Below are 20,661 nucleotides of genomic sequence, written 5' to 3' on the forward strand. Positions count from 1 at the left end.
CAACCCGTGGGACCTCGACCGCATCCCCGGCGGCTCCGGCGGCGGGTCCGCCGCGGCCGTCGCGAGCTACGAGGCGCCCCTGGATCCGCAGCTACGCGCCCGGCGTGCCGACGGAGCTCGAGCTCCCGACCGGCTCGCTCGTCGACATCGTCACCGAGTCGGCCGAGCGCTATCCCCACCAGGTCGCGCTCGAGTTCTTCGGCCGTTCGACCAGCTACTCCCAGCTCGCCGACGAGGTGGAGCGGGCCGCCGAGGGCCTCCGCCGCCTGGGCGTCCGCGCGGGCGATCCGGTCGCCCTCGTCCTCCCGAACTGCCCGCAGCACGTCGTCGCCTTCTACGCCGTCCTCCGGCTCGGCGCCGTGGTGGTCGAGCACAACCCGCTCTACACCCCGCGCGAGCTGCGCCACCAGTTCGAGGACCACGGCGCTCGTGTCGCGATCGCCTGGAACCGCGTCGTGCCGACGGTGCAGGACCTCCCGGCCGATCTCGGCGTCGAGACCGTCGTCGCCGTCGACCTCACCCGCGCGATGCCCGCCTCGATGCGCGCAGCCCTCCGCCTGCCGCTGAAGAAGGCCCGGGAGTCGCGCGCCGCGCTGACCGGGCCGGTCCGCGGCGCGATCGAGTGGGAGACGCTGCTGAGGCGGCGGATCGACCCGGCGCACCCGCGCCCGGTCGCGGAGGACCTCGCGGTCATCCAGTACACGAGCGGCACGACCGGCACACCCAAGGGCGCCGAGCTGACCCACGTGAACCTGACGGCGAACGCCGCCCAGTCGCGCGCCTGGGTGCCGACGGTCCGCCGCGGCGACTGCGTGGTCTACGCGGTGCTCCCCATGTTCCACGCCTACGGGCTGACGCTCTGCCTCACCTTCGCGATGAGCATGGGCGCGCGCCTGGTGCTGTTCCCGAAGTTCGACCCGGAGCTGGTGCTGAAGGTCGTCAAGAAGCACCCCGCCACCTTCCTCCCGGCCGTTCCGCCGATCGCGGAGCGCCTGGCGCGCAGCGCGCAGCAGCGGGGCGTCTCCCTCCGCGGCATCGAGATCGCCATCTCCGGCGCGATGCCGCTCGACCCGGCGCTGGTCGACTCGTTCGAGGCGCTGACCGAAGGCACGCTCGTCGAGGGCTACGGCCTCTCGGAGACCTCTCCGGTCCTGATGGCCAACCCGGTCGGTCCGACCCGACGCGCCGGGACGGTCGGGCTCCCGCTGCCCGGCACCGACGTCCGGATCGTCGACCCCGAGGATCCCGACACGGAGGTGGCGACCGGCGAGCAGGGCGAGCTGGTCGTGCGCGGTCCGCAGGTGTTCCGGGGCTACCACCGCAAGCCCGACGAGACGGCGGCGACCTTCACCGGTGACGGCTGGTTCCGCACCGGCGACATCGCGACGATCGACGAGGACGGCTTCGTGCGCATCGTCGACCGGATCAAGGAGCTCGTGATCACGGGCGGCTTCAACGTCTCGCCGTCCGAGGTGGAGGAGGTGCTGCTCCGCCTGCCCGAGATCAAGGAGGTGGCGGTGGTCGGCCTGCCCGATCCGCGCAGCGGCGAGTCCGTGGCGGCGGCGGTCGTCCTGGAGCCGGGCGCGCAGCTCGACGTCGCAGCCGCCCGCAAGGCCGTCCGGGAGGCGCTGACGCCCTACAAGGTGCCCAAGCGGATCACCGTCGTCGACGAGCTGCCGCGGAGCATGATCGGCAAGGTCCTCCGCCGCCAGGTGAAGGCGATGCTGACCGACGAGGACTAGCCCGGAACGAGCGGGGGCCCCCGACCACTGTCCGTGATCGGGGGCCCTCTGCAACGAGGCTAGAAGCCGAAGTCGCCGCCTCCGAAGTCGCCGCCCCCGCCGAAGTCGCCTCCGCCACCGAAGTCGCCGCCGCCGGAGTCGCCCCAGCCGCCGCCGTCTCCGGCGTCCGCACCGGAGGCGTCCGCACCTCCCGCATCCGCTCCGCCGTCGGCCGAGGCGTCTCCCCCGCCGTCACCGCCGGCGTAGTCGCCTCCCGCATCGGGGAGGAACGCGCCCGCGATGGCCGAGCCGATCGCGAACCCGGCGATCGTGCCGAGCATCGAGGAGGCGAGGACGCCGCCGAAGCCCATGCCTCCGCCGCCGGAGAAGCGCCGCTCCATGAATCCGGGCTGGCGCAGCTCGCTCCTCGTGGCGGACTGGGCGAGCGTGCGGGGGTCGTCGTCCTTCGGCGCGTCGCCGACAGGGGCCCCCTCGCTGAGCTCTCGGAAGACCTGCTGGCGCTTCTCCGGGGTCAGCTGCTCGAAGGCCTCGCGGTGCACCTGCTCGATCGCCTCGGGAGGCGCGGTGCGAAGGAGATAGCGGTAGCGCTCGATGGCACGCTCATCGTCGGTGAGCGGAGACGTCGCCGGAGGGGAGCCGTACTCGGGCCTGCGGTCCGCGGCCTGCGGCGGCGCGTACGTCGAGCGGCGTGCGCTCTCGGGCTGCTCGTCGCGGCCCAGCAGTCGGTCCAGGAATCCCATGATCTCCTCCTCGGCGCCCGACGGACGCACACCGCCACCGTAGGCCCCTCGTCGCTCCGGGTGCTGAGCGTTCTCTCAGAGGCTGCTCGGAGCGGGGGCCTCGGTCACTTCTGCTTCGGGATGACCACCCACATCACGAGGTAGGCGATGATCTGCGGCCCCGGGAGGAGGCACGAGAGCACGAACAGGAGACGCACCACGAAGGGGCTCCAGCCGAATCGGCGGGCGAGACCGGCACAGACGCCGGCGATGATCCTGCCCCGACGGGGGCGCACGAGAGTAGCCATGACTCCACTCTGGCGCAGGGCGCCTGAGCGGGGCATCCGGGAAACCCCCTAGTCCTGCGCGGGGATCCCGTCGAGCTCCTCGGGCCGGAACGCTCCGACCGAGCGGGCGAAGGCGGCCGGGCGCTCGGCGTCGGCCTCCGGCCAGACCACGTGGAAGCGCTCGAAGACCACGTCGCCGATGCCGCCCGGTGAGACGCGGGCGAAGTAGCGGCGGTGGCCGTCGAGCCAGGAGGCGCGCGTGCGGTCCCCCTCGCCCTCGGCCCAGGCGAACGCGTCGTCGACGGAGTCGAGCGGACCGGTCCGCACCTCGTCCGTCACGAGGACGACACGCGCTGCTCCCGCGCCGTCGCAGACGATCCAGTGGTCGCCCGCGACGGGCGCCCCCTCCTCGGCGAGGGACGCCGTGGCCGTCTTCACTCCGCGCCGCACGAGGCCCAGCAGCTCGTCCGCCATCGCCGTGCTGTCGCCGAACGCCTCGACCGGCGGGAGCGCTTCGTCGACTCCCGGATGCGTGGAGCGGTACTCCGCCCAGAGGAGCGCCGCCGAGGCGGCGTCGGCGTCGGGGAGGGCCGTGCGCTCCGGCGCGACGGGCACGAGCGCCACGATGTTCGCCCCGGCCAGGGAGGCGGGATCGTCGGGGTGGTTGTCGGGCGTGGTGACCGTGGCGAAGGGCCAGTGCTGCTGGAGCCAGCGGCGCGCGTAGGCGTCGAGCTCCTCCTCGAGCCGCGAGCCCCGGACGGCGGGGACGACCCACCAGGAGGCCTCGGCGGAGTCGCCGCCGCCGGGCCGGACGCTCAGAGCGCCCAGCGCCTCGGTGCGGTCCGGGCCGACGAGCAGGAACGCGTGCGCTCTGCCCGCACGCGACTCCTCCTCGAGGCGCAGGAGACCGCGCACGTCGTCACCGAGGGACACCGACGGCAGGGCGGCCGGATCGTCTCCGCGGAGGAGAGCCGCGAGCCACGGTCGCTGCTCGCCGATCACCGCGTGCAGGAGGTCCGCATCGCTCGAGACGAGAGGACGCAGGAGGGCGCCCGCCGGCAGCTCGAGCCGCGCGGGAAGGGGCGCGTCGCCGGTTCCACCGCTCATGACCGCACCTCCCCGCGCACCGGCTCAGCCGGCCGCGCGCTCCAGGACGAGCTCGCGGACGCGGGCGGCGTCGGCCTGCCCCTTCATGGCCTTCATCACGGCACCGATCACGGCACCGGCGGCCTGCACCTTGCCGTCGCGGATCTTCGCGAGCACGTCGGGCTGCGAGGCCAGTGCCGCGTCGATCGCCTCGATGAGCGCTCCGTCGTCCGAGACGACCGCGAGTCCACGGGCGTCGACGACCTCCTGCGGGGCGCCCTCTCCGGCGATGACGCCCTGGAGGACCTCGCGGGCGAGGCGGTCGGTCAGCGTGCCGCTCTCGATCAGACCGGCGAGCTCGGCGACCTGTGCCGGGGTGACCAGGGAGGCCGGGTCCTCGCCCGCCGCGTTCGCGAGGCGCGCGATCTCCCCGGTCCACCACTTGCGGGCCGCCTGCGGAGCGGCTCCCGCGGAGACGGTTTCGGTGATCTCGACCAGCAGGCCGCTGTTGGCGACGTCCTGGAACTCGAGGTCGGTGAAGCCCCACTCCTGCTTGAGGCGGCGACGGCGGTCGGCGGGCTTCTCGGGGAGCGCGGCGCGCAGCTCCTCGATCAACTCCGGGCTCGGCACGACCGGGAGCAGGTCGGGCTCCGGGAAGTAGCGGTAGTCGTCGGCGTCGCTCTTGGGCCGGCCCGCGGAGGTGCGGCCGGTGTCCTCGTGCCAGTGGCGCGTCTCCTGCGTGATCGTGCCGCCCGCGGCGAGGATCGCCGCCTGGCGCTGGATCTCGTAGCGGACGGCGCGCTCGACCGAGCGGAGCGAGTTGACGTTCTTGGTCTCGGTGCGGGTGCCGAGCTTCTCCTGGCCGATCGGGCGGAGCGAGACGTTCGCGTCGCAGCGCAGGTTGCCGCGCTCCATCTTGGCGTCCGAGATGCCGAGCGCCAGCACGATGTCGCGGATCGTCGCGACGTAGGCCTTCGCGTACTCGGGCGCGCTCTTCCCCGCGCCGTAGATGGGCTTCGTGACGATCTCCACGAGCGGGACCCCCGCGCGGTTGTAGTCCACGAGCGAGTACTCGGCGCCCTGGATGCGGCCGGTGGCGCCGCCGACGTGCGTGAGCTTGCCGGCGTCCTCCTCCATGTGCGCGCGCTCGATCGGGATCTGCACGAGCGAGCCGTCGGCCAGCTCGATCTCGACCGAGCCCTCGAAGGCGATCGGCTCGTCGAACTGCGAGATCTGGTAGTTCTTCGCCAGGTCCGGATAGAAGTAGTTCTTGCGCGCGAAGCGGCTGGACGGGGCGATCGAGCAGCCCAGGGCGAGGCCGAGGCTGATCGAGTAGCGGACGGCCTGCTCGTTCACGACCGGCAGCGAGCCCGGGAGGCCGAGGTCGACCGGGGTCACGTTCGTGTTGGGCTCGGACCCGAACTCGTTCGGCGCGTCCGAGAACATCTTGGTCTTCGTGTTGAGCTCGACGTGCACCTCGAAGCCGAGCACCGGCTCGAAGGTCTCGAAGACCTCGTCGAAGTCCATCAGCTCGGGAGCGGACGTGTGCGCGGAGGCCATCAGACGGCACCTTCCTCGGTCGCGGAGAGCACGGAGTGGGTCAGGTCGGGGGCCTGCGCGAGGAGCGGGCGGCCCCACTTCTCCTCGAGCAGCGCCTCGAGCGCGGCGCCCACGGTGTAGAGGCGCACGTCCTCCCGGGCAGGAGCGAGGAACTGGATGCCGACGGGCAGCCCGTCCTCGTCGGCGAGGCCGGCGGGGACGGAGATGCCGGGGATGCCTGCCAGGTTCGCCGGGATGGTCGCGACGTCGCCGCGGTACATCGCCAGCGGGTCGTCGAGCTTCTCGCCGAGGCGGTAGGCGGTCGTCGGCGCTGTCGGCGAGGCGATCACGTCGACGTCCGCGAAGGCCGCGTCGAAGTCCCGCTGCACCAGGGTCCGGACCTTCTGCGCGCTGCCGTAGTAGGCGTCGTAGTAGCCGGCCGAGAGGGCGTAGGTGCCGAGGATGATCCGGCGCTTGACCTCGGGGCCGAAGCCCTGCTCGCGGGTCGCGGACATGACCTGCTCGACCGTGCCGCCGCCCTCCGGCGTGACGCGGAGGCCGAACCGGACCGAGTCGAACTTGGCGAGGTTGCTGGAGGCCTCCGCTGGGAGGATCAGGTAGTAGGCGGCGACCGCGTGCTCGACGCTCGGGAGGCTCACCTCGACGACCTCGGCTCCGGCGCCCTGCAGGATCTCGAGCGCCTCGTGGAAGCGAGCCAGCACGCCGGGCTGGAAGCCCTCGCCGCCGTCGAGCTCCTTGACCACGCCGATCCGGAGCCCCGTCACGTCGGCGCGGCGCACCGCGTCGGCGAAGGAGGGCCAGGAGTCGCGCAGCGACGTCGAGTCGCGCGGGTCGTGGCCCGCGATGACGTCGTGCAGCAGCGCGGAGTCGAGGACCGTCCGGGAGACGGGGCCGATCTGGTCGAGGCTCGAGGCGAGCGCGATCGCTCCGTAGCGGGACACGCCGCCGTAGGTCGGCTTCACGCCGACGGTGCCGGTCACGTGCGCGGGCTGGCGGATCGATCCCCCGGTGTCGGAGCCGAGGGCCAGGGGCGCCTCGTAGCTCGCGACGGCCGCGGCGGACCCGCCGCCGGAGCCGCCGGGGATGCGGTCGAGGTCCCACGGGTTGTGGGTGGGGCCGTAGGCGCTGCGCTCGGTGGTCGAGCCCATCGCGAACTCGTCCATGTTGGTCTTGCCGATCGGGACCAGCCCGGCCTCGCGCACCTTGCGCATGACGGTCGCGTCGTAGGGCGGGCGCCAGCCCTCGAGGATGCGGGAGCCGCTCGTGGTCGGCATGTCGTTCGTGACGATGACGTCCTTGACCGCGAGAGGCACCCCGGCGAGGGGGTGCAGCGACTCGCCGTCAGCCCGCCGGCGGTCGATCGCCTCGGCGGACGCGACCGCGCCCTCGCGCGCGACGTGGAGGAAGGCGTGGACCGCTCCGTCGACCGCGTCGATGCGCTCGAGGTGGGCGCGGGTGGCCTCGACCGAGGAGACCGAGCCGTCGGCCAGCTTCTCGGAGAGGGCGGACGCGCTGAGGCGGACGAGCTCGTCGCCGTGCGCGCTCACTGCTCCTCCCCCAGGATCGCGGAGACCTGGAAGCGGCTGCCGTCGTGCTCGGGCGCGCCGGAGAGCGCCTGCTCGAGCGTGAGGGTCTCGCCGACCACGTCGGGCCGGAAGACGTTCTCGAGCGGGATCGGGTGGCTGGTCGCCGGCACGTCGGGCGTGGCGACGGCCTGGACCGCGCGCACGGAGTCGACGATCTGGCCGAGCTCCCTGGTGAGGCTCCCGATCTCGTCGGAAGTGAGGTCGATCCTGGCCAGCTGGGCCAGATGGGCGACCGTGTCGGCCGTGATCTCGGACATGCGTCTCCGTCTGGTGGTTCGGGGGGATTTCCGGCCGCCAGTCTACTCGGCGCGCCCGCACCGCCTCCGCCCGTGCCGCCCGCCCGTCAGGAGCCGCCGAAGAGGCTGGCGCCGTGCTTCAGGAGTGCGTTGTACGCCCCCTCGTAGGTGGTCGGCAGGTCCTCGCCGGGCTCGCCGTACCGGGCCAGCAGCAGGCCCATCAGGCCGACGGCGGGCGGGCTCAGCGGCTTGTCGCGGTTCACGTGCGCCGGATGCGCGGGCGCCGCCTCGGGGTTCGGGGGCAGGTACTGCGGCACCGTGGTCGGCCAGTCGCCGATCTGCCGCGGCTCGTCGAGGGTCAGCACCCTGAAGAGGTCGGGGGCGGAGGCGTCGCGAGCGGTCAGCGGCTCGAGGCCGTGCAGGGCGCTGAGGGTCCGGATCACGGCGCCGTGGTGCAGCTCGTCGTGCACGATCGTGCCGGCCCTCGTGTACGCCGAGACGGCGATCGTCGGCACGCGGCAGCCGAGCCGGTCGAAGGCGAAGCCCATCTCGCCCTCGCGGCCGTCGCCCGGCGGAGTCGCCGACGGCGGGGGGACGTGGTCGTAGAGGCCGCCGTGCTCGTCGAAGGTCGCCAGCAGGAGCGTGTTCACCGCGTTCGAGCCGGTCGTGCTCGCGCTCTCCCGGATCGCCGAGTACACCTGGTGCAGCAGCAGCTCGCCGGCGCGGACGTCGGACAGCGCGCTGTCGTAGACGGGCGTGCCGTCGACCTCGTCCTCGTGCAGGACGCCGGTCGGCGGGTGCATGTCGTTGTGGTCGAAGACGAGCCGCGGCTCGAGGAAGGCGTAGTCGGGCAGCTCGCCGTTCTCCACGTCGGCGTAGAAGCGGTCCATCGTCGAGAAGTGGGTCTTCCAGTACTTCTCGAGCACCGGCGCGTGCAGGAAGCCGGTGTAGGAGACCACCTGCAGCGCGTCGAAGTAGACGCGCCAGGTCCTCCCCGCCTCCTCGAGGCGGTTGAACACCGTCGGCGCGTCGGCCAGGTCGTCCGCGAGCCACTTCTCGTAGCCGCCGCCCTGCTTGTTGGTGACGAAGCCGTGCGAGGTCGACGCGTGCAGGAAGGACCTGTTGCAGAAGGTCTGGGAGGGGACGGCGCAGAACCACTGGTCGAAGACGGCGAACTCGCGGGCGAGGGTGGAGAAGACGGGCAGCATCTCCGGCGAGAAGCCGCCCATGATCGTCCGCGCCTCCTCCGCCGTGGGCTCCTGCCCCTTCTTCATCACCCTCAGGTGCTGGACGTAGTCCTCGAGGAAGCCGCTCATCGTCGGGGCGGAGGCGTCGGCGGGCGCGTTGAAGGGCGCGGTCATGGCGCCGACGGTGCGGCCGGCGTTCTCGGGCGGATCCACCGTGCCGAAGAGCTGGGTGTTGACGTGCGGGTACTCCTCGCCCGGGTCCGGGTCGGGCTGGCGCATCACGGAGTCGGTGGCGCCCTCGTAGACGTGCGTGCCGACGGTCAGTCCCCCGGCGCTGGTGTTCGTCCGCTCGTCGGGGAGGAGGCCCTCGAAGCTCTCGCCCGCGGGCAGGTCGTCCGGTCCGTAGAGGCGGCCGAGGACGTTGTCGAAGGAGCGGTTCTCGAACATGATCACGACGACGTGGTCGAAGCCCGGCTCCGTGCGGGCGGGCAGTCGCGGCTCCTCCTCGCGGCGGGGGCCGGAGGCGACGGCCGCGCCGATCGCGCCGCCGGCGAGGGCTCCGGCTCCGACTCCGGCGGCGGCGGTGCCGGCCAGGAAGCGGCGGCGCGAGCGGGAGCGGGGAGCTCCGTCGTCGTGCTCCGAGGGAGTCCGCTCGCTGGTCATCTCCGCCGCCTCTCCTGCGCCGCCTGCGCCTGCTCGGAGTGTAGCGACGCGCCCGGGACGGCGGCTCGAACGCGGGCGAGCAGTCCGGCCTCCGGCTCGGGGTCGACGTGCGCGCGGCGGGCCGCGTCGCGGAGGCGCCGCCCGACCGGCGCGGGCGGCGCGAACGCCGGCGCCGTGCGGGGCCAGCGCGCGAGGGACCGGTCGGGACCGCTGAGGAGTGCGGCCAGCTCTCGGACCTGCGGATCGACGAGGGCCCGGCGCCCGCCCGCCCGGGCGCGGACGAGCTGCGCGGGAGTCTCCGGACCGAGCGGCACGCCGATCCGTGCACCCGAGGGGACGGCCGAGGCGAGCACGAGCGCCGGCACCGTGCCGGGCCGGGCCGCGCTCCCCCGCGCGGTGACGAGGAGCAGCATCCGCCGCCCCGCCCGCTCCCCGTCGCGGACGGCGTCGAACACGACGTGCAGCAGCTGCTCCGCGAGGCGCGCATCGGCGGATCGATCGGTGCCGGCGGCTGCGGCGTCGGCGAAGTCGGCCGGATCGACGAGGGACCGCGGCTCGACCAGGACGAGCGGAGGCAGGGTGCCGGCTGCGGCCTCGGCGGCCAGCGCGTCGATGGGAAGGAGGCGCCCGCCGCGGGAGCCGGCGGCGCCCGGATCGCGGTGGGGCCACTCCGGATCGGCGAGGAGCGTGATCGAGACGCCCTGCCGCTCGTCGACCGCGAGAGCCCAGCCTGTGCCGGTCTCCCGGGCCGCGCGCAGGGCCGCCGGCAGCGGATCGCGGCCGTCGGCGCGCCAGTGGTCGGCCCGCGCGAAGGCCGTGGCGAGGAGCGCGTGCACCGGCAGCATCTCGGGGGCGAAGCGCGCGCCCGGAGGATCGTCCGGGCCGGGCGCGGTCATCACGGCGTCCGTATCACCGGTGAATACCGGGCCGTCCGGATCGTCGAGCGCGCCGAGGACCTGGTCGCGGCTGCGGCCGGCGAAGGAGAGCACGACCAGGTGGTCGATCCGGCCCAGCGCCTCGGCGGTCCGACGCTCGGCGGCGGTGGGCCGAGCCGCGGCGTCGAGCGCGAGCGACGCTGCGTCGGCGAGGGACCGGCGCAGGAACGCACGCCGCTCCCCGCCGCCCGAGTCAGGCATCGGGCCCGGTCGGCTCCTCCGTGCTCGGGGCGGCCGCGTCCGGGACGGCGTCGGTCTCCGGCACGGCGTCGTCCTCCGGCGAGGCGTCGGAGCGCGATGCGCCGGCGACGTCCCCGTCCGGGCCGGCAGCGGCCTCCTCCGGAGCGTCGGCGGACGCCTCCTCCGGCAGCGCGATCGCGTCCGGTCCCTCCGTCACCAGGAGGTGGAACTCGGCCGCGGTGATGATCCGGAGCCCCAGGGCCTCGGCCTTGCCGAGCTTGCTGCCGGCGCCGGGACCGGCGGCGACGTAGTCGGTCTTCTTGGAGACGCTCGAGCCGGCCTTGCCGCCGGCCATGAGGATGGCCTCCTGCGCCCCCTCGCGGGAGTACCCCTCCAGGCTGCCGGTCGCCACGACCGTGAGACCCGCGAGCACCCCGCCGGCGGAGTCCGCGGCACCGGGCCCGGGGTGGCCGGGCGTGGCGAAGCGCACTCCGGCCGCGGCCCAGCGGTCGACGATCTCGACGTGCCAGTCGACCGCGAACCAGGCGATCAGGGCGTCGGCGATGATCCCGCCCACCCCGTCGACCGCGGCGAGCTCGTCGCGGCTCGCCCCGCGGATCGCGTCGAGCGAGCCGAAGTAGCCCGCCAGCGCGCGCGCGGCGACCGGGCCGACGTGCCGGATGCTGAGCGAGACCAGCAGGCGCCACAGCTCCTTGGTCTTCGCCCGCTCGATGTTCTCGATCAGCCGGAGGGCGTTGGTGGAGGGCACGGAGGCGGCGTCCCCCGCGAAGGCTCCCGCCTCCGGGTCGAAGGCGCCGTCCTTGGCGAGCTGCCGCTTGCGCTTGAAGGGCGTGACGACCTTCGGATCGCCCTTCGCGTCGAGCTTCTGCAGACCCGTCTCGGAGTCGCGGACGACGACCTCGATCGGGAAGAGATCGGCCACCGTGAGCTCGAACAGGCCGGCCTCGGTCCGCAGCGGCGGCTCGGCGGGCACCAGGGGCTGGGTCAGGGCGGCGGCGCTGACCTCGCCGAGCGCCTCGATGTCGAGCGCGCCGCGGCTGCCGATGTGCTCGACGCGCCCGCGGACCTGCGCGGGGCAGGACTCCGCGTTGGGGCAGCGCAGGTCGACGTCGCCCTCCTTGGCCGGAGCGAGCGTGGTGCCGCACTCGGGGCACTGCGTCGGCATCACGAACTCGCGCTCGGAGCCGTCGCGGAGCTCCACCACCGGGCCGAGCACCTCGGGGATGACGTCCCCGGCCTTCCGCAGCACGACCGTGTCGCCGATGAGCACGCCCTTGGCCTTGACCACGTCGGCGTTGTGCAGCGTGGCCTGGCGCACCTCGGACCCCGCTACCTTCACCTTGGTCATCTGGGCGAACGGCGTCGCGCGGCCGGTCCGCCCGACGCTCACCACGATGTCGAGGAGCTTCGTGTGCACCTCCTCGGGCGGGTACTTGTAGGCGATCGCCCAGCGCGGCGCCCGGCTGGTGGCGCCGAGCTCGTCGTGCAGCTCGAGCTCGTCCACCTTCACGACCACGCCGTCGATCTCGTGCTCGACCGAGTGCCGCTCGCGGCCGTAGCGCTCGACGAAGGCGAGCACCTCCTCCACCGAGGCCGAGACGCGGTTGTGGCCGCTCACCGGCAGTCCCCAGGAGGAGAGGAGCCCGTAGACCTCGGACTGGGTCGCGACCGGCGGGTCCGGCCAGGCGCCGATGCCGTGCACGTAGAGCGCGAGGGAGCCGACGCGCGCCTCGCCGGCGCGCAGGTCGAGACCCGACTTCTTGTCGAGCTGCTGGCGGAGGCCGCCGCTCGCCGCGTTCCGCGGGTTGGCGAAGGTCGGGAAGCGCCGCAACGCGCTCGTGCGCGCCTTCTCCTCCTCGAAGACGCCGCGGGTGGCGGCCGGGCGGGTCGACCAGCGGGTCCGCGCCTCCTCGACCGCCTCGTCGCGCAGCGTCTCCTGGAGGGCGTTCAGCTCGGCGAAGGCGGCCACGGGGATGAAGACCTCGCCGCGGACCTCGACGAGTGCCGGGTGGCCCTCACCGGAGAGGCGCTCGGGGATGCCCGCGACGCGGAGGGCGTTGACGGTGACGTCCTCGCCGGTGCGGCCGTCGCCGCGGGTCGCCGCCGTGACGAGGAGGCCGTTCTCGTAGTGGAGGGAGATCGCGAGCCCGTCGATCTTGAGCTCCGTGAGCCAGGCGACGGGGCGGTCGGCCGAGGCCACCGTCTTCTCGCACCACTCGCGCAGCTCCTCGGCCGAGAACACGTTGTCGAGGGAGAGCATCCGCTCGGCGTGGTCGATCGGGGCGAGGCCCGCTCCGACGATCCCGCCGACGGTCCGCGTCGGCGAGTCCTCGGCGGCGAGCTCGGGGTGCTCGGCCTCGAGCGCGGCGAGCTCGCGCACCAGGGCGTCGTACTCGGCGTCGGACAGCGGCGAGGAGTCGGCCGCGTAGTAGTCGTCGCTCGCCGACCGGATCCGCGCCCGCAGCTCCTCGACGCGGGCGGCGGGCTCGACGGCGCTCACCGGAGCACCGCGGCGTCGGCCGCGACCGTGCGGTCGATCGTGCACTGGCCCAGCACGCGGGTGCCGAGGTAGACGACGGCCGTCTGGCCGGGGGCGACGCCGTCGAGCGGCGAGTCCGGAGTGATCACGAGCTCCACCCTGCCATCGACGTGCGACACCATCGCGGAGGCGGGGACCGGGTCGGCGTGCGCGCGGATCTGGACGTCGCAGCGGAAGGGCGCGTCCACGTCCTCGGGAGCGGCGCCCGCCCAGGTGAACCGCTCGCCGGCGATCTCGCCGATGCGCAGCGCTTCGCGCGGACCGACCACGACCTCGTTGCTCACCGGCCGCACCTCCAGGACGAAGCGGGGCCGTCCGTCGGGCGCGGGGACGCCGAGGTGCAGGCCCCGGCGCTGGCCCACCGTGTACCCGTGAGCGCCCTCGTGGGAGCCGACCACCGCGCCGTCCCGATCGACGACCGCTCCGGTCTCAGGGGCGACGCGCTCGGCGAGCCAGCCGCGGGTGTCGCCGTCGGGGATGAAGCAGATGTCGTAGCTGTCGGGCTTGCTCGCGACGCTGAGGCCCCGCTCCGCCGCCTCCGCGCGCACGATCGCCTTGGACGGCGTGGAGCCGAGCGGGAACATCGAGTGCCGCAGCTGCTGCTCCGTCAGCACGCCGAGGACGTAGGACTGGTCCTTCGCCTCGTCGCTCGCGCGATGGAGCTCCGGGGAGCCGTCGGCGGCGGTGCGGAGGGAGGCGTAGTGGCCGGTGCAGACCGCGTCGAAGCCGAGGTCGAGAGCCTTCTCGAGCAGGGCGGCGAACTTGATCCGCTCGTTGCAGCGCATGCAGGGGTTCGGGGTGCGGCCCGCCGAGTACTCGGCGACGAAGTCGTCGACGACGTCCAGCTTGAACCGCTCGGAGAAGTCCCACACGTAGTACGGGATGCCGAGGACGTTCGCGGCGCGCTGCGCGTCCATCGAGTCCTCGATCGTGCAGCACCCCCGGCTGCCGGTGCGCAGCGTGCCGGGCATCCTGCTCAGAGCGAGGTGCACGCCCACCACGTCGTGCCCAGCCTCCACCGCGCGGGCCGCGGCCACCGCCGAGTCCACTCCACCGCTCATCGCCGCCAGAACCTTCACCGTGCGAGTCTACGTTTCCCGCGGGCACGGCCGGCAGGGGTTCAGGCGGGCAGCACCGCGCGGTTCGAGAGTCCGGCTCGGGCGGCGCGGGCGTAGGCGCCGGGCAGCGCGGCCAGGAGGGCGTCGACGTCCGCGTCGGTCGAGGTGTGGCCGAGCGTCATCCGGAGCACCCCGCGGGCCTCGTCCTCGCTCCGGCCGAGCGCGAGGACCACGTGCGAGGGCTCCGGGATCCCCGCCGTGCAGGCGGACCCGGTCGAGACGGAGACGCCCGCGGTGTCGAGGAGGAAGAGGAGGGAGTCGCCCTGCGCACCGGGGAAGGCGAGGTGCGCGTTGTTGGCGACCCGGCGTCCGGAGTCGAGGGCGGGCCCGGTCAGGGTCGCCCCCGGCACGGCGGCGAGGACGCCCGCGACGAGCCGGTCGCGCAGGGCTGTCAGGCGCCGCGCCTCCGCCGACAACTCGGCGTCCGCCTCGACCGCGGCGGCGGCGAAGGCCGCGGCGCCGGGCACGTCCTGGGTGCCGGAGCGGACGCCCCGCTGCTGTCCGCCTCCGTGCAGCACCGGCACCACGCGGGCGTCGCGGGCGAGCACGAGCGCACCGGTCGCGATCGGCCCGCCGACCTTGTGACCCGAGACGCTGACGGCGGCCAGTCCCGCGCCGTGCCCTGAGCCGGAGGCGCGGCGGATCTCGGCGATCCGCATCGGCACGTGCCCGAGGGCGGCGACCGCGTCGACGTGGAGGGGGACGCCGGCGCGGGCGCACGCGGTCGCCAGCTCGGCGATCGGGTTGATCGTCCCGATCTCGTTGTTGACCCAGAGCACCGTGACCAGGGCGACCGATCCGGGGTCCTCCTCCAGCGCCGCGGCGAGCGCCTCCGGCCGCAGGGTGCCCTCGTCGTCGAGCGGCAGCCACTCGAGGACGGCGCCCTCGTGCTCGGCGAGCCAGGCGGCCGAGTCGAGCGTCGCGTGGTGCTCCCCCTCGGCGACCAGGACCCGGACGCGGGCCGGGTCCTCGCTCCGGCGCTGCCAGTAGAGGCCCTTGATCCCGAGGTTGACCGCCTCGGTGCCGCCGGCGGTGAGGATCACCTCGATCGGCTCGCAGCCGAGCACCCCGGCGAGCGCCGACCGGGCGTCCTCCAGCCGGCGGCGAGCCTCCTGGCCGGAGCCGTGGACGGAGGAGGGGTTGCCGCCGTGGGCGGACGCCTCCGCGAACGAGGCGAGCGCCGAGGCGCGCAGCGGGGTGGTCGCGGCGTGGTCGAGGTAGATCACAGCAGCCCTTCGTCCCGCGTCGGGGGCACGGAGGGAGCCGGTGCCCGTCACTACTGTAAGTCGCATGACCTCTCACGATCCCCTGGCCCGGCTCGGCGTGACCGTGGACGATCAGGGCGGTGAGCTGCGGGTCTGGTCCGAGAGCGCGAGCGCCGTCGATCTGCTGCTGTACGACGAGAAGGATCCGACCTGGGTGACCCGCACGGTCCCGCTGGCGCGCGACGACGCCGCGGTCTGGTCCGCGCGCTCCGATCTGCTGGCCCCCGGCCGCCGCTACGCCCTGCGCGTCGACGGGCCGACGGGCCCCCGGCACCGCTTCGACCCCCGCCGGGCCCTGCTGGAGCCGTACTCCCGCGGCCTGCACCGGGTGGCGGAGAACGAGTGGCGCTCGGTCGTCGTGGACGACGCGTTCGACTGGGGCTCCTCCTCCCGGCCCGGCACCCCGATGGACCGCACCGTGATCTACGAGGCGCATGTGAAGGGGCTGACCCGGCTGAACCCGGCGCTGCCCGTGGAGCTGCGCGGCACCTACGCCGGCCTAGCGCACGAGTCGACGGTCTCGGCGCTGCTCGATCTGGGCGTGACGGCGGTCGAGCTGCTGCCCGTGCACGCGTTCGTGTCGGAGCAGCGCTTGCTGCGGCAGGGGCTGACCAACTACTGGGGCTACAACACGCTGAACTTCTTCGCCCCGCACGCCGCGTACGCCTCCTCCACCGCGCAGCGCGGCGGACCGACCGCGGTGCTCCGCGAGTTCAAGGGGATGGTGAAGCTCCTGCACGAGGCCGGCCTCGAGGTGATCCTGGACGTGGTCTACAACCACACCGCCGAGGAGGGGCCGGGCGGGCCGATGTCGAGCCTGCGCGGGATCGACGACGCCGGCTGGTACCGCCAGACGCCCGAGGGCCACTACGTGGACGTCACCGGCTGCGGGAACACGATCGACTTCGGCCGGCCCGCGGCGCAGCGCCTCGCACTGGACTCGATGCGCTACTGGTCGGGCGAGGTCGGGATCGACGGCTTCCGGCTCGACCTGGCCGCGACCCTCGGCCGGGACGAGATCGCGCACTTCCGGAGCGACCACCCGCTGCTGCGGGCCGCGGTCGAGGATCCGGCGCTGGCCGGCGTGAAGATGATCGCCGAGCCCTGGGACGTGGGAATGGGCGGCTGGCAGACGGGGAACTTCCCGGCCGGGTGGTCGGAGTGGAACGACCGCTACCGCGACCGCGCCCGCAACTTCTGGCTCTCGGACATCGACTACGCCCGCCGCGCCGGCACGGCCCCCGTCGGCATCGGCGGCTTCGCGACCCGGCTCTCGGGCTCCTCCAACACCTTCTCGGCGGAGCGGGGACCCCTCGCGTCGGTCAACTTCGTCACCGCGCACGACGGCTTCACGCTGGCGGACCTCGTCTCGTACAACGTCAAGCACAACATCGGCAACGGCGAGTCGAACCGCGACGGAGCCGACACCAACCGCTCCTTCAACCACGGCTTCGAGGGCCCCACCACCGACGAGCGGATCACGCTGGCGCGGCGCAAGGCGATGCGGAACCTCCTCGGCACCCTGCTGCTTTCGGCCGGCGTGCCGATGATCACGGCGGGCGACGAGACCGGGCGCAGCCAGCGCGGCAACAACAACGCCTACTGCCAGGACTCGGACCTGACCTGGGTGCGCTGGGAGGGCCTGGCCGACTGGCAGCTCGCGCTCCGCGCGCACACGCGCACCCTGCTGCGCCTGCGGCGTGAGCACCCGGCGCTGCGTCCCTCCCGCTACGGCAGCGGCGACGCGAGCGAGCCGGGCGCCACGACCATGACGTGGTTCGACGCCCACGGGCGCGGGATGAGCGAGCACGACTGGACCTCCGCCGCCAACCGGACGCTGCAGTACCTCGCGGCCTCGACGCCGGTCGAGGGCGAGCCGGACCGCGTCCTGCTGGTGGTGCACGGCGTCGAGCAGGACACCACGGTCGTGCTCGCCGAGGGCGAGGGGGTCACCGGCTACACGCGCCTGTGGAACAGCGAGGAGCCGGAGCCGCTGGAGCACGGCGAGTCGTTCGAGCCGGGGCAGGTCATCCGCGTGGCCGGCACCTCGATGCAGCTCTTCGCCGCGCACGGGCCGGCGGCCGAGCAGGAGGCCTGATGGCGCGGAGCGGGCCGGGGACCCCGGCGACCGTCGCGCTGACGGCGGCGGGCGTCCCCTTCACTCCCCGCCAGTACCGGCACGACCCGGCCACGACGCGCTACGGGCTCGAGGCGGCCGAGGCGCTCGGCGTCGAGCCGGAGCGCGTGTTCAAGACCCTGATGGTCGACGTGGACGGCGAGCTCGTGGTGGGTGTCGTGCCCGTCACCGGCTCGCTCGGGCTGAAGGAGCTCGCGGCCGCGGTCGGAGGCAGGCGGGCGGCGATGGCCGACCCCGCGCTGGCCCAGCGCCGGACCGGCTACGTCCTCGGCGGCATCTCGCCGCTCGGGCAGAGGACGCTGCACCGCACCGTGATCGACGAGACCGTCGAGCTCCACGACACGGTGCTCGTGTCGGGCGGGCGCCGGGGCTTCGACATCGAGCTCGCCCCCGCCGACCTCGTCGCCGCGACGGCCGCCCTCCTCGCCGACATCGCGCGCTGACCCCTGCTCCCCCGCCGTCCTCCTCCGGGCGCCGTCCTCCTCCCGCGCGACCCCGTCCCGGTCCGCGAGACGCCGAGGAAGGCGCACCGGAGCGGCATCTCGCGGAGAGGGACCGGGCGGGGTCAGCCGGCGGCGGCGGCCAGTCCCAGCTCGGCGGAGCGGGCCAGGAGGGGATGCCGCGGCACGACGCGGACGGTGTAGCCGAAGGAGCCGCTGCGGTCGAGGGTGACCACTCCGGCGTAGGGCACGCGCCCGACCGCGTCGGCCGGCACTACGGCACCCGACTCCTCGACCACCTCGAGCTCGTGGTGGCGGACCTCGGTGAGCGAGCCGTCAGCGGCCGTCGTCCCGTACACGACCTCGACCGAGACGTCCGCCGGCGAGAGCTCGCCCAGGCGCACGCCCGCGCGCACGGCGAGCCGGTCCCCGCGCTGGGGCACCGCGTCGATCCCGCCGGACTCGACGGACGCGACCGCGACCCCGGGCCAGCCGGCGCGGACCCGCCGCTTCCAGGTCGCCAGCTCCTTGGCCGGCTCGAAGTGGTCGGCGGCGACGGCGCGCCCGGCCTCGGCGGCCGGCGAGTAGAGCGCCTCGACGTACTGGCGCACCATCCGCTCGGCGGAGAGCTCGGGCGAGAGGGTCGCGAGGGTGTGCCGGATCGACCGCACCCACCGCCGGGGCACGCCGTCGTGATCGCGCTCGTAGTAGCGCGGCACGACCTCGGTCTCGAGCAGCTCGTAGAGCGCCTCGGCCTCGAGCGTGTCGCGGGCCTCCGGGTCGAGCGCGCGGTCGGAGGAGGGGATCGCCCAGCCGTTCTCGCCCTCGAAGTACTCGTTCCACCAGCCGTCGAGGATCGAGAGGTTGAGCGAGCCGTTGAGCGCCGCCTTCATCCCCGAGGTGCCGCACGCCTCGAGCGGGCGCAGCGGGTTGTTGAGCCAGACGTCGGTGCCCGGGTAGAGCAGCTGCGCCATCGCGATGTCGTAGTCCGGCAGGAAGACGATCCTGCGGCGCACGTCCGGCTCCTGCGCGAAGCGGACGAGCCGCTGGATCAGGCGCTTCCCCTCCTCGTCGGCCGGGTGGGACTTGCCCGCGATGACGATCTGGATCGGGTGCTGCGGGTGGGTGAGCAGCGCGCGCAGACGCTCGGGGTCGTGGAGCATCAGGGTCAGCCGCTTGTAGGTCGGCACCCGCCGCGCGAAGCCGATGGTGAGCACGTCCGGGTCCAGCAGCTCGTCGAGCCAGGCCGGCGGGAGGCCGCCCGGGTTCTGCTCGCGCCAGGAGCTGGCGGCCCGGCGGCGGGCGTCCCGCACCAGCTGCTCCCGCATCGCCCGGCGCGCGGCCCACAGCTCGGTGTCGCCGAGCGCGCCCGAGGCCCAGTCGGCCCGCGTCGTGTCGTCGGTGCCGAGCCGCTCCTCCGCGAGCCGCCGGAGGATCGGATCGGTCCAGGTGGCCGCGTGGACGCCGTTCGTCACCGAGCCGATCGGCACCTCCGCCGTCTCGAAGCCGGGCCAGAGGCTCGAGAACATCGAGCGGCTGACCTCGCCGTGCAGCGTCGAGACGCCGTTGGAGCGCTGCGCGAGCCGCAGGCCCATGTACGCCATGTTGAACGCCGTCCCGGAGTCCCCCGGCTCGGCGCCCAGCGCGAGCACGTCCTCGACCTGCACGCCCGGGAGCAGCTCCGTGGAGAAGTACTCCTCGATCATCCCGCGGTCGAAGCGGTCGATGCCCGCCGGCACCGGAGTGTGCGTGGTGAAGACCGTGCTCGCCCGCACCACCTGGAGAGCCTGGTCGAAGTCCAGGCCCGCGCCGATCAGGCCGGAGATGCGCTCGAGCCCCTGGAAGCCGGCGTGCCCCTCGTTGGTGTGGAACACCTCCGGGAGGACGCCGCCCGAGACCTCGGCCCAGAGTTCGAGCGCGCGGACCCCGCCGATGCCCAGCAGCAGCTCCTGCAGCAGGCGGTGCTCGCCCCCGCCGCCGTAGAGGCGGTCGGTGACGGAGCGGAGCGAGTCCTCGTTCTCGGGGATGTCGGTGTCGAGCAGGAGGAGGGTCACCCGGCCGACCTCCGCGCGCCAGACCCGGGCGTAGAGCGCGCGTCCCTCGGGGAGCGCCAGCACGATGCGGGCGGGCGAGCCGTCGGCGAGACGGACGACGCGCAGCGGCAGCCCGTCGGGATCGAGCGAGGGGTAGGACTCGAGCTGCCAGCCGTCGGCGGAGAGCTTCTGCGAGAAGTAGCCCGACCGGTAGAAGAGGCCCACGCCGGTGAGCGGCACGCCCAGGTCCGAGGAGGCCTTCAGGTGGTCGCCCGCGAGGATGCCGAGTCCGCCGGAGTACTGGGGCAGCGCCGCCGCGATGCCGAACTCCGGCGAGAAGTAGGCGATCGAGCGCGGGGCGGACTCCGGCAGCGACTGGTACCACCGCGGCTCGGTGCGGTAGCGCTCGAGCTCGTCGCGGAGGCGCCACGCCTCGTCGACGAAGCCCTGGTCCCCCGCCAGCTCGGCGAGGCGCTCGGGGCTCACTGCTCCGAGCAGAGCGGTGGGGTCCGCTCCCCCGCGCCGCCACAGCTCCGGATCGACCCGCTCGAACAAGCGCCGGGCGGGCTCGTGCCAGGCCCAGCGGAGATTGCCCGCCAGATCGCCCAGAGCCGAGAGCTCGGGCGGGAGGACGGAGCGGACGATGAAGCGGCGGATCGCCTTCACGGCACCCCTCGACTCTCTGCGGACCCCGGAGCGCCCGGTCGCGGAGCACCGGGGCGGTCGCGCTCGGTCACCCTAGCGGACCCCTCGGCCGCCGCGGATCGGCCGGACGCGGACCCGCCCCGACGCTCCGGCACGCGCTCCCCGGATCCGTTTGCACAGGCCCGAGCGCGGGCGCAACCGTCGTGTGCGAGCCGCCGCCGGTCGCTACTGTCATGACGTGGCTCAGATACCTTTCGGCAAGGCTCAGAACGGCAAGGACGC

15 protein-coding genes and 1 pseudogene are annotated in these 20,661 nt (G+C 73.9%); 4 read left to right on the top strand and 12 right to left on the bottom strand.

Annotated features, from left to right (window positions below):
* Together C5D04_RS18540 and C5D04_RS13405 are read left to right on the top strand one after the other, a co-directional pair.
* A pseudogene (locus C5D04_RS18540) lies at positions 1 to 82 on the top strand (amidase family protein); the annotation flags it as partial.
* Positions 83 to 104: 22 nt separating this feature from the next.
* A complete protein-coding gene (locus C5D04_RS13405; RefSeq protein ID WP_258068916.1) occupies positions 105 to 1,742 on the top strand; it encodes a long-chain-fatty-acid--CoA ligase in 1,638 nt (545 codons plus the stop codon).
* Positions 1,743 to 1,801: 59 nt separating this feature from the next.
* On the opposite strand, the gene C5D04_RS13410 is transcribed toward C5D04_RS13405, so the two are convergent.
* The 11 genes from C5D04_RS13410 to C5D04_RS13460 form a co-directional block, all read right to left on the bottom strand.
* Complete coding sequence (locus tag C5D04_RS13410) at positions 1,802 to 2,482, bottom strand: hypothetical protein (RefSeq protein ID WP_104347843.1); 681 nt, start codon at positions 2,480 to 2,482, stop codon at positions 1,802 to 1,804.
* A gap of 104 nt (positions 2,483 to 2,586) precedes the next feature.
* Positions 2,587 to 2,769, bottom strand: coding sequence for a PspC domain-containing protein (locus C5D04_RS13415; RefSeq protein WP_104223873.1), 183 nt, complete (start codon positions 2,767 to 2,769; stop codon positions 2,587 to 2,589).
* 48 nt (positions 2,770 to 2,817) lie between these two features.
* Positions 2,818 to 3,855 carry an ASCH domain-containing protein gene (locus C5D04_RS18300; RefSeq protein ID WP_104347832.1) on the bottom strand — a complete coding sequence of 346 codons (1,038 nt, stop codon included), beginning with the start codon at positions 3,853 to 3,855 and terminating at the stop codon, positions 2,818 to 2,820.
* A gap of 24 nt (positions 3,856 to 3,879) precedes the next feature.
* Entirely contained in the window at positions 3,880 to 5,394 is a 1,515-nt protein-coding gene (gene gatB, locus C5D04_RS13425) for an Asp-tRNA(Asn)/Glu-tRNA(Gln) amidotransferase subunit GatB (protein ID WP_104347833.1), read from the bottom strand.
* Positions 5,394 to 6,941 carry an Asp-tRNA(Asn)/Glu-tRNA(Gln) amidotransferase subunit GatA gene (gene gatA, locus C5D04_RS13430; protein ID WP_104247609.1) on the bottom strand — a complete coding sequence of 516 codons (1,548 nt, stop codon included), beginning with the start codon at positions 6,939 to 6,941 and terminating at the stop codon, positions 5,394 to 5,396. The genes gatB and gatA overlap by 1 nt, the downstream gene beginning before the upstream one ends.
* On the bottom strand, positions 6,938 to 7,237 hold the full coding sequence (gene gatC, locus C5D04_RS13435) for an Asp-tRNA(Asn)/Glu-tRNA(Gln) amidotransferase subunit GatC (protein WP_104223877.1): 300 nt from the start codon (positions 7,235 to 7,237) through the stop codon (positions 6,938 to 6,940). The genes gatA and gatC overlap by 4 nt, the downstream gene beginning before the upstream one ends.
* 86 nt (positions 7,238 to 7,323) lie before the next feature.
* Positions 7,324 to 9,066 (bottom strand): alkaline phosphatase family protein, encoded by a 1,743-nt coding sequence (locus C5D04_RS13440; RefSeq protein WP_104347834.1) that lies wholly within the window; start codon positions 9,064 to 9,066, stop codon positions 7,324 to 7,326.
* On the bottom strand, positions 9,063 to 10,202 hold the full coding sequence (locus C5D04_RS13445; protein ID WP_104347835.1) for a hypothetical protein: 1,140 nt from the start codon (positions 10,200 to 10,202) through the stop codon (positions 9,063 to 9,065). The genes C5D04_RS13440 and C5D04_RS13445 overlap by 4 nt, the downstream gene beginning before the upstream one ends.
* The gene (gene ligA / locus C5D04_RS13450; RefSeq protein WP_104347836.1) at positions 10,195 to 12,702 is read right to left on the bottom strand and encodes an NAD-dependent DNA ligase LigA; all 2,508 of its coding nucleotides are present in this window, start codon (positions 12,700 to 12,702) and stop codon (positions 10,195 to 10,197) included. Before ligA ends, C5D04_RS13445 begins: the two co-directional genes overlap by 8 nt.
* Positions 12,699 to 13,820 carry a tRNA 2-thiouridine(34) synthase MnmA gene (mnmA, locus tag C5D04_RS13455; RefSeq protein WP_181072794.1) on the bottom strand — a complete coding sequence of 374 codons (1,122 nt, stop codon included), beginning with the start codon at positions 13,818 to 13,820 and terminating at the stop codon, positions 12,699 to 12,701. The genes ligA and mnmA overlap by 4 nt, the downstream gene beginning before the upstream one ends.
* Before the next feature lie 41 nt (positions 13,821 to 13,861).
* Positions 13,862 to 15,085, bottom strand: a complete 1,224-nt coding sequence (locus C5D04_RS13460; protein ID WP_308471541.1) for a cysteine desulfurase family protein — start codon at positions 15,083 to 15,085, stop codon at positions 13,862 to 13,864.
* 64 nt (positions 15,086 to 15,149) lie between these two features.
* Between C5D04_RS13460 and glgX the strand changes: the two genes are divergently transcribed.
* Positions 15,150 to 17,222, top strand: coding sequence for a glycogen debranching protein GlgX (gene glgX, locus C5D04_RS13465; protein ID WP_104347837.1), 2,073 nt, complete (start codon positions 15,150 to 15,152; stop codon positions 17,220 to 17,222).
* On the top strand, positions 17,222 to 17,704 hold the full coding sequence (ybaK, locus tag C5D04_RS13470; protein WP_104347838.1) for a Cys-tRNA(Pro) deacylase: 483 nt from the start codon (positions 17,222 to 17,224) through the stop codon (positions 17,702 to 17,704). Before glgX ends, ybaK begins: the two co-directional genes overlap by 1 nt.
* 122 nt (positions 17,705 to 17,826) lie before the next feature.
* On the opposite strand, the gene glgP is transcribed toward ybaK, so the two are convergent.
* Complete coding sequence (glgP, locus tag C5D04_RS13475) at positions 17,827 to 20,400, bottom strand: alpha-glucan family phosphorylase (RefSeq protein WP_104347839.1); 2,574 nt, start codon at positions 20,398 to 20,400, stop codon at positions 17,827 to 17,829.
* Positions 20,401 to 20,661 lie beyond the last annotated feature (261 nt).

The sequence above is a fragment of the Rathayibacter sp. AY1D2 genome (genome assembly GCF_002932695.1).
Classification (GTDB): domain Bacteria; phylum Actinomycetota; class Actinomycetes; order Actinomycetales; family Microbacteriaceae; genus Rathayibacter.